This is a genomic window from Pseudomonas sp. TWP3-2 (genome assembly GCF_049897765.1).
Lineage (GTDB): Bacteria > Pseudomonadota > Gammaproteobacteria > Pseudomonadales > Pseudomonadaceae > Aquipseudomonas.
Genome location: NZ_JAFCWW010000010.1, coordinates 104,504 through 118,065 on the forward strand (window position 1 = coordinate 104,504; position 13,562 = coordinate 118,065).

Annotated in this window: 13 protein-coding genes; 2 read left to right on the forward strand and 11 right to left on the reverse strand. The window is 59.2% G+C overall.

The window, feature by feature from the left end; genetic code table 11:
* Positions 1–248: 248 nt before the first annotated feature.
* Positions 249–542: a DUF1778 domain-containing protein gene (locus ACP7EE_RS16745; protein ID WP_426235366.1), complete on the forward strand. Its 294-nt coding sequence runs from the start codon at positions 249–251 to the stop codon at positions 540–542.
* Positions 500–1,021, forward strand: coding sequence for a hypothetical protein (locus ACP7EE_RS16750; protein WP_426235368.1), 522 nt, complete (start codon positions 500–502; stop codon positions 1,019–1,021). The genes ACP7EE_RS16745 and ACP7EE_RS16750 overlap by 43 nt, the downstream gene beginning before the upstream one ends.
* Positions 1,022–1,157: 136 nt before the next feature.
* Here ACP7EE_RS16750 and ACP7EE_RS16755 read toward each other — a convergent pair whose 3' ends face one another.
* The 11 genes from ACP7EE_RS16755 to nuoG form a co-directional block, all read right to left on the reverse strand.
* Entirely contained in the window at positions 1,158–2,483 is a 1,326-nt protein-coding gene (locus tag ACP7EE_RS16755) for an OprD family porin (RefSeq protein ID WP_426235370.1), read from the reverse strand.
* A 177-nt stretch (positions 2,484–2,660) separates the two neighbouring features.
* Positions 2,661–2,975, reverse strand: coding sequence for a helix-turn-helix domain-containing protein (locus ACP7EE_RS16760; RefSeq protein WP_426205404.1), 315 nt, complete (start codon positions 2,973–2,975; stop codon positions 2,661–2,663).
* A complete protein-coding gene (locus ACP7EE_RS16765; protein ID WP_426235372.1) occupies positions 2,965–3,315 on the reverse strand; it encodes a toxin in 351 nt (116 codons plus the stop codon). Before ACP7EE_RS16765 ends, ACP7EE_RS16760 begins: the two co-directional genes overlap by 11 nt.
* 249 nt (positions 3,316–3,564) lie before the next feature.
* Entirely contained in the window at positions 3,565–5,028 is a 1,464-nt protein-coding gene (gene nuoN / locus ACP7EE_RS16770) for an NADH-quinone oxidoreductase subunit NuoN (RefSeq protein ID WP_426235374.1), read from the reverse strand.
* Between the two features lie 7 nt (positions 5,029–5,035).
* Positions 5,036–6,568: an NADH-quinone oxidoreductase subunit M gene (nuoM, locus tag ACP7EE_RS16775; protein ID WP_420648978.1), complete on the reverse strand. Its 1,533-nt coding sequence runs from the start codon at positions 6,566–6,568 to the stop codon at positions 5,036–5,038.
* A 39-nt stretch (positions 6,569–6,607) separates the two neighbouring features.
* Positions 6,608–8,461, reverse strand: a complete 1,854-nt coding sequence (gene nuoL, locus ACP7EE_RS16780) for an NADH-quinone oxidoreductase subunit L (RefSeq protein ID WP_426235376.1) — start codon at positions 8,459–8,461, stop codon at positions 6,608–6,610.
* A complete protein-coding gene (gene nuoK / locus ACP7EE_RS16785; protein WP_003223790.1) occupies positions 8,458–8,766 on the reverse strand; it encodes an NADH-quinone oxidoreductase subunit NuoK in 309 nt (102 codons plus the stop codon). The genes nuoL and nuoK overlap by 4 nt, the downstream gene beginning before the upstream one ends.
* 3 nt (positions 8,767–8,769) lie before the next feature.
* Positions 8,770–9,270, reverse strand: a complete 501-nt coding sequence (nuoJ, locus tag ACP7EE_RS16790) for an NADH-quinone oxidoreductase subunit J (protein ID WP_426235378.1) — start codon at positions 9,268–9,270, stop codon at positions 8,770–8,772.
* A 9-nt stretch (positions 9,271–9,279) separates the two neighbouring features.
* Positions 9,280–9,828 (reverse strand): NADH-quinone oxidoreductase subunit NuoI, encoded by a 549-nt coding sequence (gene nuoI, locus ACP7EE_RS16795; RefSeq protein ID WP_426235380.1) that lies wholly within the window; start codon positions 9,826–9,828, stop codon positions 9,280–9,282.
* A gap of 11 nt (positions 9,829–9,839) precedes the next feature.
* Entirely contained in the window at positions 9,840–10,847 is a 1,008-nt protein-coding gene (gene nuoH / locus ACP7EE_RS16800; protein ID WP_064390680.1) for an NADH-quinone oxidoreductase subunit NuoH, read from the reverse strand.
* Positions 10,844–13,558: an NADH-quinone oxidoreductase subunit NuoG gene (gene nuoG / locus ACP7EE_RS16805; RefSeq protein ID WP_426235382.1), complete on the reverse strand. Its 2,715-nt coding sequence runs from the start codon at positions 13,556–13,558 to the stop codon at positions 10,844–10,846. The genes nuoH and nuoG overlap by 4 nt, the downstream gene beginning before the upstream one ends.
* Positions 13,559–13,562 lie beyond the last annotated feature (4 nt).

Here is a 13,562-nt window from a genome sequence, read left to right on the forward strand (position 1 = left end):
GCCAGCAAGTGACCGTATATCAGAAAGCTACACGCGTGTATGCATTGGCTATACGCGGGGTATAGAATCGACTCGAACGCCGTCTCGGCCATCTGCTTCAAACGTTAGATGTCTCTCGTTTAGCAGCGTGGCCCGAAATTGTCCCGGCCATTCAAGGAGTCGAAAAATGCGGATTAGAGATAACTGATGTGCTTATGCCATAAGGAGGCCGCGGTTCCAACACCACTATCTAGCCAGGAAACAGAACAATGCCCAGCAGAACTGAAAGCGTCGAGAAAACCAAACCCGTTCCAATCAACATGCGCACGGATGAAAAGAAACGAAACCTGATCGATCTGGCTGCTGCTCTGTCCGGTCGCGATCGAACGAGCTTCATCCTGGAAGCAGCTTGTCAGAAGGCAGAAGAGGTCATCTTGGACAAACGATTGTTCCTCCTTGATGAGGCTGCATTTGACGCATTTGAACAAGCCATTGAAGCGAACCCGATACGAGGTAACGAATGTCTTCACAAACTTCTCGAACGTCCAAAACGCTGGAGCTGACCGCACCGGAAAAGCTGAATGGCCGGCACATTCTGGAGCAGTTTGAGTGTGGTGAAGCGTCAATCAACGACTACCTGCAAAAACAGGCACATAAAGCGCAAGCCGCCAAACAAGCTGTTGTCTATGTTTGTCGCCGCAAAGGGACACAGTTCGTAATGGCGTATTTCACGCTGTCGAGTGGCTCGATTGCTCGCGCTCACGTCGTTCCGCGAGGTCATCAACGCAATTCGCCAAGCGTCCACCCCGTAACACTATTGGGTCGTATGGGCATAACTCTTGAGGCTCAAGGGCAGGGTTTTGCCGTCGACTTGTTGCAAGATGCAATCGAGCGTTCGATAGCTGCATCTGAGGCCGTTGGTTCTTGCGCAATCATCGTGCACCCACTTAACGAGCAACTGACCAATTTTTACATCAAGTACGCGGGATTTCTGCGGTGTCCGGAAATCTCGCCCATCACACTTATGCTCCCGCTTCGGTAATGCTTTGGTATGCGGTCTACCTTAGGCTGGTTCAATTCAGTGGCGCAAAAAAAAGCGCCCCGAAGGACGCCAAAAGATTCACCTCTTACCAAAGGAGCAAGGAGCTTCTAAAGGTGAATTTGCATCTACCGTTCAATCAAAGAATCGCCAACGGATACTCGACAATCACCCGCACTTCATCCAGATCCGACTCGAATGCCGTGGCGCGGGTGTTCGCCTGACGCAGGCGCAGCGACAGGTCTTTCAGCGAGCCACTCTGCACCACATATTTGACTTCGATATCACGCTCCCAGCGCTTCTGGTCGGTCATCGGATTACCCTCGGCATCGCGGCGCATGTACACCGAGTTGGCGTTGGAATAGTCAGCGTCGGTGCCACGCGCGTAGCGGGTCATGAACGACAGACCGGGCACGCCGTAAGTGCTCATGTCGAGGTCATAGCGCACCATCCATGAACGCTCCTTGGGTGAGTTGAAATCGCTGTACTGGATGGAGTTGTCGAGGAAGATCGAGTCGGACTGGCGCAGATAATCGAAGTCGTCGTTGCCGTTGTTGCGCTGGTGCGACAAGGCCACGGAGTGCGCGCCGAGTTTCACGCCGACGCGACCACTCCAGATGTTGTTGTCGAATTTGCCGAGCAGTTGTTTGCCTTCATCGACTGCCTTGTAATAGTTCAGGCCGCCGAACAGCGACAGGTCGTCCGCCAACGGATAGGTCCAGGCGGTGCCGGCGTAGTACTGATTCCAGGCGTCTTTGAGTCGGCTGGAATACAGGCTGAAGCTGAGGTGCTTGTTCAGGACATAGTCGCCGCCGCCGTAGGCGATCCAAGGCGAGTTGACCGGGCCGGCGTAGAAAGTTGCGAAGTTCTCGCGCATGTCGCTGGACACCGGCTGGCTCATTGCATGCAAGCGGCCGCCCTGAATCGACAGGCCTTCGATACTGTTGTTGGTCGCCGTGACACCACGAAAGCTTTCCGGCAGCAATCGCGAGTCACCTGCTGCGACCACCGGGTTGGCCGGGAACACATCGCCGACCTTCACCACGGTATCGAAGGCACGCACCTTGGCGGCGCCGCCGACCTTGGTGTATTCGTCACGCGCCTGGCCTTTACTGTTGACCGGCAGTACATCGAACGAACTTCGGCCACCGTTGCGCCCGTCACCGGTATCAAGCTTGAGGCCGATCATCGCAAAGGCATCGACCCCGACGCCGACGGTGCCCTGGGTAAATCCGGATTCGAACTTGCCGATCACGCCGTGGGACCAGGCTTCGGAATAACCGTTGCCGGTGGGGCTGGATTGACCGTTGCCGTGATCGCGGTTGAAGTAGTAATTGCGGTTGAGCACCGTCAGGCTGCTGCCTTCGACAAAGCCTTCGGCCTTATCCTCGGCCAGCACCATGGACGGCCCTGACCCAACCACCACGGCCAGCGCGGCCATCGATATTTTTGTGTTGTTAAGCATCCATCACTCCTCGGGTTCGGCAGAACGGGAACGTGCTTCGGCGTGGGTTTTTATTGTTCGGCAGGCAGGGGCCCGCCGGCATGGTCGCCGGGTGACATCGTTGCAAGCTGCGGATAACGCGAGGGTGATGGGGGAATTACAATTTGGTTATGTGGTTGGAGTTGAAGTCTTGACCGTTCAGGTCAAGGCTGCGAGTTGTTCGATAGTTTGCGGAAAGCGCTCAACCAGCCGAATCAGCGTGGTGGCTTGAGCGTTTGGCGTTGCGCGTCCCTGTTCCCAATTTTCGAGGGTTCGAGTATTGGTGCGCAGGTACATCGCAAACACCGACCGTGAGAGGTTGAGTTGTTGGCGGATGGCAACCACCTCCTCGGCGGTAATGGGCATCAGTTTCGGCAACTCAACCTTGTGGGTTCGCAGTGTGATCTTGCCTTGGCGCTCGTCGGCCAAGGCTTCGAGGCCATCCATCAATTCAGTAAAAATGTCACGTTTCATAGTGGGTTCTCGTGTTGATTTCTCTATCCAGCAATTGTCTGAACAGCTTTTTTTGAGAGGGCGACAGATCGTCTTGCTCGTTCTTGCCATAAACGGTGAACAGCCAGAACTGGTCGAAACCGGACCACCAGTAATAAATCACTCGTAGCCCGCTGCGCTTACCTTTGCCACGTCGCTTGTCCGAAAAGCGGACTTTGCGCAGCCCGCCCGTTTCTTCGATGAGATCCCCGGCTTCGGGGTTTTTCAGCAACTCCAGCTGAAAACTGCGAAACAACTCGTCATCCAGATAATCCTCTCGGTGTTTCTGAAACGCAGGCAATTCGATAAAAAGAGCATCCATGTTCTGTACGCTACCTACGTATAGTGTTGTCCCGATAACCGAATTGGTCAAGGCTTCGAAGCCTTCCTTTTCGTCCCTTTTTCAACGGTAGACCCCGCTCGTAAAAACACCTGTAGGACGAATCGACTAGTCTGGTGAGAGCTTTCTGGGATCGTGGAAAGAGAGGGCGGTACCAGTAACAAATCCCACAAACGCAAAAACGGCACCCGAAGGTGCCGTTTCTGTTTGTAGCCAGATGTCGCCGAGCGATCAGCCCGCCAGACCGGCCTGCTGCACCAGCGTCAGCAGCGGTTGCGGGTAGACGCCGAGGAAGAACGCGACCAAGGCGATGGCCAGCAGCATTACGCCGCCTGCTTTCTGTTCCCAGTGCAGTTGCGCGTCGTGACGGCGCAGGTTCGGTTCGATCAGGTACAGGGTGACCATCACGCGCAGGTAGTAGAACACGCCGATGGCGCTGCCCAGTACCAGCGAACCAACCAGCCACCATTGGTGCGATTCGACACCGGTGGCGATGATGTAGAACTTGCCGATGAAGCCGGCAGTCAGCGGGATACCGGCCAGCGACAGCATCATCACGGTCAGTACGGCGGTCAGGTACGGACGGCGCCAGAACAGGCCGCGATACTCGTACAGGGCATCGGCGTCACGACCTTTGTACGGCGAGGACATCAGGGTGATCACGCCGAAGGCGCCAAGGCTGGTGATCACGTAGGTGACCAGGTACACGCCGATAGCTTCTACTGCCAGACCCTTGCTCGCCACCAATGCAATCAGCAGATAGCCGAAGTGCGCGATGGACGAGTAACCGAGCAGACGCTTGAGGTTGCTCTGGGTCAGGGCCAGCAAGTTACCGAACAGGATCGAGGCGACGGCGATCACGCTCAGCACGTCGCTCAGTACGCCACTGCTGGCAGCAGGGGAGATCTGGAACAGACGCACCATCACCGCAAACACGGCAACCTTGGAAGCGGTCGCGAGGAATGCCGCAACCGGTGCCGGAGCACCTTCGTACACGTCCGGCGTCCACAGGTGGAACGGTACCAGCGACAGCTTGAACGCCAGACCGATCAGCATCATGCCCAGGCCCAATTGCGCCAGCGGGCTAGGCAGGCCAGTGGCGGCCAGCGCCTGACCGATACCGGTGAAGCTCAGCGAACCGGCGTCTGCGTACAGCAGGGCCATACCGAACAGCAGGAACGCGGAACCGGCGGCCGACAGCACCATGTACTTGATGCCGGCTTCCAGTGAACGCTTGTTGAAGAAGGCGTAAGCCACCAGACCGTAGACCGGCACCGACAGCAGTTCCAGACCGATGAACAAGCCGGCCAGGTGCTGCGCGCTGACCAGCACCAGACCACCGGCGGCGGCCATCAGGATCAGCAGGTACAGTTCTTCACGGTTGCCCGGGTAACCCGAACCGCCATCGCCGAGGTAGGCGTGGGCGAGGGTTACGCAAGCGAGGGTGGCGACCAGGATCAGCGCCATGTACAGGCAGGCAAAGGCGTCGATCTGCAGCAATGGGGTCACGGCCAGAGGCGCGACTTTCAGAGCCGGCAGGATCGACAGCAAGGCCAGGTTCAGACCCGCCACCGAAATCAGAAAGGTCTGCGAGTGGTTGCGGCGCCAGGCGATCGCCAGCATCACCACGATAATGGTGAGGCTGGTGATCAACAGTGGCGCAAGCGCAATAAAGTGTTGAATCGTGAATTCCATAGCGCTCTTACCGGGCCGAAGCGAGTTGAGTGAAGGCGGTGCCGAGCCACTGCTGCACGCCATGCATCGTGGCGGCAGAGGTGTCGAGGAACGGTTGCGGGTACACGCCGAGGTAAATCAGCAGCACCGCAAGACCCAGCACCATGATCAGTTCGCGAGCGTCCATGCCGTGCAGGACCGCGTCCGATTTGGACGGGCCGAAGTACGCACGGTGGATCATGATCAGCGAGTAGACCGAACCGAACACCAGACCGGAGGTGGCAATCGCAGTGATCCAGGGCCAACTGGCGAAAGAACCGATCAGGATCAGGAACTCGCCGACGAAGTTACCGGTGCCCGGCAAGCCCAAGGATGCGGCTGCAAAGAACAGGCTGATCGCCGGCAGGTAAGCAATACGCGACCACAGACCGCCCATCTCACGCATGTCACGGGTATGCAGACGCTCGTAGAGTTGACCGCTGAGGATAAACAGCGCCGCTGCCGAAACACCGTGCGCGAGCATCTGGATCACTGCGCCTTGCAGGGCCAGTTGGCTGCCGGAGTAGATGCCGATCAACACGAAACCCATGTGGGAAACGGAGGAGAAGGCGATCAGACGTTTGATGTCGGTTTGGGCGAAAGCGAGGAACGCACCGTAGAAGATCCCGACCAGACCAAGGGCCATGGCGATCGGCGCAAACTCGGCCGAAGCGTTCGGGAACAGCGGCAGGGCGAAACGCAGCAGACCGTAGGCGGCGGTTTTCAGCAAGATACCGGCGAGGTCGACGGAACCCGCAGTCGGCGCCTGGGCGTGAGCATCAGGCAACCACGAGTGGAACGGTACGACAGGCAGCTTGACCGCGAAGGCGATGAAGAAGCCGAGCATCAGGATGTACTCGGTGGTCATCGACATCTTGGTTTTCAACAGATCGGCGTAGTTGAAAGTAATCACGCCAGTGTTGTTGAAGTTGACCAGTACCAGACCGAGGATCGCCACCAACATGATCAGGCCGGAAGCCTGAGTGAAGATGAAGAACTTGGTCGCCGCGTAGATCCGGGTTTTCTTGCCGTCCGAAGAACTGTGACCCCAGAGCGCGATGAGGAAATACATCGGCACCAGCATCATTTCCCAGAAGAAGAAGAACATGAACAGGTCGAGGGCGAGGAACACGCCGACCACGCCGCCCAGGATCCACATCAGGTTCAGGTGGAAGAAACCAACGTGACGTTGAATCTCTTTCCACGAGCAGAGTACCGAGAGGATACCCAGCAGACCGGTCAGCAGGATCATCAGCAGCGAGAGGCCGTCGAGGGCCAGGTGCACGCTGATGCCGAAGCGCTGGATCCAGATGTGCTTGAACTCAAGCGCCCAGGTCGGATCGGCGCCAGGCGCCGGGGCGAATGAATAGTTGCCGGTAGCCCACAGCCAGAGGCCGATCGCGAGCAACAGGGACATGGTGATCAGCGCAATCCAGCGGGGGAGGGTGGCGCCGAAGCGCTCACCCATCCAGCACAGCAGGCCGCCGATGAAGGGGATCAGGATTAGCCAAGGCAGAATCATGACGGGCTCGTTTCCTTTCGCAAATTCGCAAGGTTCATATCAGACCGCTACCAGCACGATGGCGCCGATTACCAGCACGGCACCAGCAGCCATCGAAGCAGCGTACCAACGCAGTTGACCGGTCTCGGTGCGGCTCAGGGCAGTGTGACCACCCTTGGCCATACGCGGGATCAGACCGATGGTCTGGTCGAGCGGGTCTTTGCGCAGTACATGGCTGATCGCCAAGTATGGCTTGACGAACAGTTTGTCGTAGATCCAGTCGAAGCCCCAGGCAGCGAACCACCAGGCCGAAAGGAAACGCCCGATGCCGCTGTTGGCAACCGCCGTCACGAAGCGACGCTTGCCGAGGAACAGCAGGGCCGCCAGCAGGATACCGGCCAGGGCGATGGCGCCCGAGGCGATTTCCAGACTGTGCTTGGCTTCGCCGCCGGCATGACCAACGCTTTCCGGCAGTACGCCGTGCAGCGGTGGCACGATCATTGCGCCGACGAAGGTCGACAGCACGATCAGTACCGACAGTGGCAGCCAGTGAGCGATACCATGACCGGCGTGTGCTTCGGTCTTGGCTTCACCGTGGAACGTGATGAAGATCAGGCGGAAGGTGTACAGCGAAGTCATGAATGCGCCGACCAGACCTGCGTAGAGCAGACCATGGTTGCCGCTGGCGAACGCTTCCCAGAGGATTTCGTCCTTGGAGTAGAAACCTGCAGTCACCAGTGGCAGGGCAGCCAGTGCCGCGCCGCCGACGATGAAGCTGGCGTAGGCCAGCGGCAGTTTCTTCCACAGGCCGCCCATCTTGAAGATGTTCTGCTCGTGGTGGCAGGCAACGATCACCGCACCAGAAGCAAGGAACAGCAGCGCCTTGAAGAAGGCGTGGGTCATCAGGTGGAAAATCGCGCCGTCCCATGCGCCAACGCCCAGCGCCAGGAACATGTAGCCGATCTGGCTCATGGTCGAGTAGGCGAGGATACGTTTGATGTCGGTCTGCACCAGTGCGGCAAAACCTGCCAGCACCAGGGTTACACCGCCAACGATACCGACGAGATGCAGGATGTCCGGTGCCAAGGTGAACAGGCCGTGGGTACGCGCGATCAGGTAGACACCGGCAGTTACCATGGTTGCAGCGTGGATCAGTGCCGAAACCGGGGTAGGGCCGGCCATCGCGTCCGCCAGCCAGGTTTGCAGCGGCAGTTGCGCGGATTTACCGACAGCGCCACCCAGCAGCATCAGGGTCGCCAGCGTGATCCAGAAATCGCCGACCTGGAATTTCTGCGGTGCCAGCACCAGCAGTTCCTGGATGTTCAGCGTGCCCACTTGCTGGAACAGGATGAACAGGCCGATGGCCATGAACACATCGCCGATCCGGGTCACGATGAAGGCCTTGAGTGCGGCGTTACCGTTGTTGCGGTTGCTGTAGTAGAAACCGATCAACAGGTACGAGCACAGGCCCACGCCTTCCCAACCGAAGTACAGGAATAACAGGTTATCGCCCAGCACCAGGAACAGCATGCTGGCGATAAACAGGTTGGTGTACGAGAAGAAGCGCGAGTAACCGGCTTCGCCGCGCATGTACCAGGAGGCGAACAGGTGGATCAGGAAACCCACGCCAACCACCACGCCGAGCATGGTGATCGACAGGCCGTCGATGTAGAGGGCGAAGTCCGGCTTGAAGCCTTCGACCGCCATCCACTGCCACAGGACCAGGGTGTAGTGACCGCCTTCCGGAGGTGCGACGTTGAATTGCCAGATGACGTAGGCGGTAACAATCGCCGACAAGCCAATGGAACCCACGCCGATCAGCGCCGAGAGGTTTTCCGACCAGCGTCCACGGGAGAACGACAGCAGCAGGAATCCGATCAGAGGGAATACGAAAGTCAGGAAGATCAGGTTCATCCGCGCATCTCACTGGCAGCGTCGATATCGAGCGTGTGGAAGCGGCGATACAGTTGCAGCAGGATCGCCAGACCAATACTGGCCTCGGCGGCTGCAAGGCTGATCACCAGGATGAACATGATCTGTCCATCCGGCTGGCCCCAACGGGCGCCTGCGACGATGAAGGCCAGTGCAGAGGCGTTCATCATCACTTCCAGACTCATCAACACGAACAAAATGTTGCGGCGAACCATCAGGCCGACGAGGCCTAGGCAGAACAGGATGCCGGCAACCGCCAGACCATGCTCAAGAGGGATAGCAGGCATAAGTTACTCCGTCGCCTCGTTGCGGCCCAAATGGAACGCCGTGACGGCTGCGGCAAGCAGCAACATCGAGGCGAGTTCGACCACCAGCAGATACGGGCCGAACAGGCTGATGCCCACGGCTTTTGCATCGACGGTGGTGTGACCTATGGCCTGACCGCTCTGGTGAGCGAACAGCACATACAGCAGTTCGGCCAGCAGCAGCGCGCCGAGGAGTACCGGGCCAGCCCAGATGCCGGGCTTGAGCCATACGCGTTCCTGCTGAACCGCGGCCGGGCCGAGGTTGAGCATCATCACAACGAACACGAACAGCACCATGATGGCACCGGCGTAGGCAATCACTTCGAGCACACCGGCAAACGGTGCACCGAGGGCGAAAAACGTCATGGCCACGGCGATCAGCGAAATGATCAGGTAGAGCAGGGCGTGCACAGGGTTGGTGTTGGTGACCACACGCAGGGTGGACACAACAGCGATACCCGATGCGAAATAGAAAGCGAATTCCATCGTTCTTCCTTAAGGCAGCAAGCTCTTCACGTTGATCGGCTCGGCTTCGTTTTGTGCGGCGCCTTTCGGCTTACCGGCAACGGCCATCCCTGCAACACGATAGAAGTTGTAATCAGGATTTTTGCCGGGACCGGAGATCAGCAGATCTTCTTTCTCGTACACCAGATCCTGACGTTTGAACTCGGCCATCTCGAAATCCGGTGTCAGCTGGATTGCGGTGGTCGGGCAGGCTTCCTCGCAGAGACCGCAGAAAATGCAGCGCGAGAAGTTGATACGGAAGAATTCCGGGTACCAGCGACCGTCATCCGTTTCCGCTTTTTGCAGCGAGATGCAACCCACCGGGCAAGCCACGGCGCACAGGTTGCAGGCAACGCAGCGTTCTTCGCCATCGGGGTCGCGGGTCAGGACGATGCGGCCACGGTAACGTGGTGGCAGGTAGACCGCTTCTTCCGGGTATTGCAGGGTGTCGCGCTTGCGAAAGCCATGGCCGAAGACCATGACCAGGCTGCGCAACTGGGTACCGGTACCCTTAATGATGTCGCCAATATATTTGAACATGGGTCAAATCCTCACTGAACCGCAACCGCGGGCGTGTTCCACAACACCACCGCAGCGGTCACCAGCAAATTGATCAGGGTCAGTGGCAGGCAGAATTTCCAGCTGAAGTCCATCACCTGGTCATAACGCGGACGCGGGATAGAAGCGCGCAGCAGGATGAACAGCATGATGAAGAACGCGGTCTTCAGGGCGAACCACAGGAACGACAGTTGCGGCAGGATGCCGAACGGACCGTGCCAGCCACCGAAGAACAGGGTGACCAGCAGCGCCGAGATCAAGATGATGCCGATGTATTCGCCAACGAAGAACATGCCCCATTTCATGCCGGCGTATTCAATGTGGTAACCGTCGGCCAGTTCCTGTTCCGCTTCCGGCTGGTCGAACGGGTGACGGTGAGTCACGGCGACGCCAGCGATGAAGAAGGTACAGAAGCCGAAGAACTGCGGAATGATGAACCACAGGTTCTGCGCCTGGTACTCGACGATGTCGCGCATGTTGAACGAGCCGACCTGCACCACGATGCCCATCAGCGCGAGGCCCATGAACACTTCGTAGGACACGGTCTGCGCCGAGGCACGCAAGGCACCCAGCAGGGCGAACTTGTTGTTACTCGACCAACCGGCGAACAGCACCGCGTAGACCGACAGACCGGCCATGGCGAAGAAGAACAGCAGGCCGATGTTCAGATCCGCCACGCCCCAGGTCGGGGTGATCGGGATGATCGCGAAGGCGATCAGCAGGGCTGACATGGCCACAACCGGTGCCAGAGTGAAGATCACCTTGTCGGCAAACGGCGGCGTCCAGTCTTCCTTGAAGAACATCTTGAGCATGTCGGCAGCGATCTGGAACATGCCGAACGGGCCAACGCGGTTCGGACCGTAACGGTCCTGCCACCAGCCCAGCAGGCGACGTTCGACAAAGCTGAGCAAGGCCCCTGCGACCACCACGGCCAGCAGGATGACGATGGCTTTGACGACCGTAAGGATCACATCGATCACTTCGGGGGTGAACCAGGTCATTGCGCTGCCTCCTGCAGACCGTCAACGGATTTACCGAAAATCGCTGGCGGGATGCCGGCGATACCCGCCGGCAAGGCCACAAGGCCCGCGCCCAGTTCTTCGTTGATGCGCAGCGGCAGACGCAGAGTCTGGCCAGCAACCTTCAAGCTCAACAGGGCACCTTCGTTGACGCCCAGGCGATCGGCTTCCGACTTGGCCAGCGCGACGTAAGCGGCTGGAATGCGCTCTTGCACCGGAGCGGCTTTGGAAGAGTTTTCTTCGCTGCCGAACAAGTGGAAGAACGGCACAACCTGCCAGGTACCTGGAGCCGGGTTGAACGCGCGCGGAACACTGGCGAACCAGTTCAGCGCGTCACCAGTGCTTTCGATCAGGCGCGTGCCCGGGTCGCCAGCACGGATATGACCGCCGACTTCGTCCTGGAACTTGTTCCAGGCTTGTGGCGAGTTCCAGCCCGGCGACCAGGCGAATGGCACTTGCTGACGCGGTTCGGCGGAGCCCGAGTAACCTTCCATGGAGAAGGCGAACGCAGTGTCTTTGTCTTGCGGGGTGCGCGGTTCGTGAACGCTGATGTCGGCGCGCATTGCGGTGCGACCCGAGTAACGCAGCGGTTCACGGGCCAGCTTCAGACCCTTGATGCGGAACGAAGCGGATGGCGCGGCATCGACGATACGTGCCAGTTGCGCGGTGCTCGATGCAACGGCAGCGGTGACGTGGTCGAGCTGGGTCCAGTCGATTGGCTGGTTCAGCAGGGTGGCGCGCAGGGCGTGCAGCCAGCGCCAGCCTTCGTGCACCAGAATGCTCGCGTCCATGTATTGCGGATCGAAAACCTGGAAGAAGCGCTGGGCGCGACCTTCCTGGCTGACCAGCGTACCGTCGCCTTCAGCGAAGCTTGCGGCTGGCAGAACCAGATGTGCGCGGTCGCTGGTTGCGGTCTTCTGATGGTCAGCAACGATCAGCACTTTCGCGGCATTCAGCGCAGCATCGACCTTGGCGCTGTCGGTGCGGGTGTACAGGTCGTTTTCCAGCACAACAATGGCGTCAGCCTTGCCGTCGATCACGGCTTGCAGCGCGGAATCCAGCGATTCGCCACCGAGCATGGCCAGACCGAGGCTGTTGGCTTCCGGCACGATCAGGCTGATCGAACCGTTTTTCTCGCGCAGCTTCAAGGCTTTGGCGATGTTCGCGGCGGCTTCGATCAGCGCTTTGGAACCCAGCGAAGTACCGGCGATGATCAACGGACGCTTGGCTGCGAGCAGGGCGTCGGCGATACGCTTGGCCAGTTCCAGAGCTTCGGCGTCCAGACCTTCAACGGCCGGAGCGCTGGCGTCCAGAGCGTGAGCCACGGCGAAACCGATGCGTGCCAGATCGTCGGGAGCGGCGTGTACGCACTCTTCGGCGATGTCGTCGAGCTTGGTTTCAGCCAGGCTGGCGATGAACAGTGGGTGCAGCTCGTGCTGACCGATGTTCTTCACGGCGGCGTCGAGCCACGGCTGTACGCGCATGGCGTCGGCCATGTCTTCAGCCTTGCCCTTGACCGATTGACGCAGGGCCAGCGCCATACGGGCGGCGGTCTGAGTCAGGTCTTCACCGAGGACGAAGATCGCGTCGTGGTCTTCGATGTCGCGCATGTTCGGCACTGGCAGCGGGCTGTCATTCAGCACTTGCAGGACCAGACGGATGCGTTCCAGTTCGGACGCTTCGATACCCGAGTAGAAGTGCTCGGCACCCACCAGTTCGCGCAACGCGTAGTTGCTTTCGAGGCTGGCACGCGGCGAACCGATACCGACAATGTTGCGCCCGCGCAGCAGATCAGCGGCTTTATCCAGCGCGGCATCCAGGCTGAGCTTGGTGCCGTCGGCCAGCAGCGGCTGACGTGGACGGTCGGTGCGGTTGACGTAGCCATAACCGAAACGGCCACGGTCGCACAGGAAGTACTGGTTCACCGAACCGTTGAAACGGTTTTCGATGCGACGCAGCTCGCCGTAACGCTCGCCCGGGGAGATGTTGCAACCGCTGGAGCAGCCATGGCAGATGCTCGGGGCGAACTGCATGTCCCACTTGCGGTTGTAGCGCTCGGAGTGAGTCTTGTCGGTGAACACACCGGTCGGGCAGACCTCGGTGAGGTTGCCGGAGAACTCGCTCTCGAGGGTGCCGTCTTCAACGCGACCGAAGTACACGTTGTCGTGGGCGCCGAATACGCCGAGGTCGGTGCCGCCGGCGTAGTCCTTGTAGAAACGCACGCAGCGGTAGCAAGCGATGCAGCGGTTCATTTCGTGGGAAATGAACGGGCCCAGTTGCTGGTTCTGGTGGGTACGTTTGGTGAAGCGATAACGGCGCTCGTTGTGGCCGGTCATCACGGTCATGTCTTGCAAGTGGCAATGACCGCCTTCTTCGCAGACCGGGCAGTCGTGCGGGTGGTTGGTCATCAGCCATTCGACAACACTGGCGCGGAACGCCTTGGACTCGTCATCTTCGATGGAGATCCAGGTGTTGTCGGTGGCCGGGGTCATGCAGGACATGACGATGCGACCACGGGTGTCGTTCTCGTCGGTGTACTGCTTGACCGCGCACTGGCGGCAGGCCCCGACGCTACCAAGCGCGGGGTGCCAGCAGAAATATGGAATGTCGAGGCCCAGCGACAGACATGCCTGTAACAGGTTGTCTGCCCCGTCGACTTCGAGCGCTTTGCCGTCTACGTGGATAGTGGCCATGGTT

Bases quoted from the DNA above. Each gene is read 5' to 3' on its own strand.
- nuoI (WP_426235380.1), bottom strand. From the start codon at position 9,828: ATGTTCAAATATATTGGCGACATCATTAAGGGTACCGGTACCCAGTTG.
- nuoH (WP_064390680.1), bottom strand. From the start codon at position 10,847: ATGACCTGGTTCACCCCCGAAGTGATCGATGTGATCCTTACGGTCGTC.
- nuoK (WP_003223790.1), bottom strand. From the start codon at position 8,766: ATGCCTGCTATCCCTCTTGAGCATGGTCTGGCGGTTGCCGGCATCCTG.
- ACP7EE_RS16760 (WP_426205404.1), bottom strand. From the start codon at position 2,975: ATGAAACGTGACATTTTTACTGAATTGATGGATGGCCTCGAAGCCTTG.
- nuoJ (WP_426235378.1), bottom strand. From the start codon at position 9,270: ATGGAATTCGCTTTCTATTTCGCATCGGGTATCGCTGTTGTGTCCACC.
- nuoL (WP_426235376.1), bottom strand. From the start codon at position 8,461: ATGAACCTGATCTTCCTGACTTTCGTATTCCCTCTGATCGGATTCCTG.
- ACP7EE_RS16745 (WP_426235366.1), top strand. From the start codon at position 249: ATGCCCAGCAGAACTGAAAGCGTCGAGAAAACCAAACCCGTTCCAATC.
- ACP7EE_RS16765 (WP_426235372.1), bottom strand. From the start codon at position 3,315: ATGGATGCTCTTTTTATCGAATTGCCTGCGTTTCAGAAACACCGAGAG.
- nuoN (WP_426235374.1), bottom strand. From the start codon at position 5,028: ATGGAATTCACGATTCAACACTTTATTGCGCTTGCGCCACTGTTGATC.
- ACP7EE_RS16755 (WP_426235370.1), bottom strand. From the start codon at position 2,483: ATGCTTAACAACACAAAAATATCGATGGCCGCGCTGGCCGTGGTGGTT.
- nuoM (WP_420648978.1), bottom strand. From the start codon at position 6,568: ATGATTCTGCCTTGGCTAATCCTGATCCCCTTCATCGGCGGCCTGCTG.
- ACP7EE_RS16750 (WP_426235368.1), top strand. From the start codon at position 500: ATGTCTTCACAAACTTCTCGAACGTCCAAAACGCTGGAGCTGACCGCA.
- nuoG (WP_426235382.1), bottom strand. From the start codon at position 13,558: ATGGCCACTATCCACGTAGACGGCAAAGCGCTCGAAGTCGACGGGGCA.